Source organism: Escherichia sp. AM3, from assembly GCF_032029835.1.
Taxonomy (GTDB): Bacteria; Pseudomonadota; Gammaproteobacteria; order Enterobacterales; family Enterobacteriaceae; genus Escherichia; species Escherichia coli.
The window spans coordinates 1-285 of record NZ_JAVUPQ010000882.1 but is presented as its reverse complement, the minus strand read 5'-3'; the positions used below and the strand labels follow the sequence as shown (position 1 = coordinate 285).

The window sequence follows — 285 nt, the reverse complement described above, 5'->3', positions numbered from 1 at the left end:
CTTCTGGGATCAGCACTGACAGTTCACGAATACGGTAAAGAATCCTGCTGGGTAGTACCCGCCAGTCACCGTCAATATCCTCTGTTGAGAATGGCTCAGCGCTAATACCAGTACGTGTGTACCCTTTATCATCTTCAAACCCTTCATCATTAACCACCTCCGCGCATCCCTGGGCAAATCGTTCGAGGCGAAATACCAGCTGAGTGGAAATAAAATAAAGCTCAGATTCTCGCTTTGTCGCTGCTGCTTCCTTCTCCCGCTGGGTTATCAGCCGCTGCCCGTACC

The 285-nt window shown here is 50.5% G+C and carries 1 pseudogene; it reads right to left on the bottom strand.

The window, feature by feature from the left end:
* Positions 1-285 (bottom strand): annotated as a pseudogene (locus RTW80_RS28860) (hypothetical protein); the annotation flags it as partial.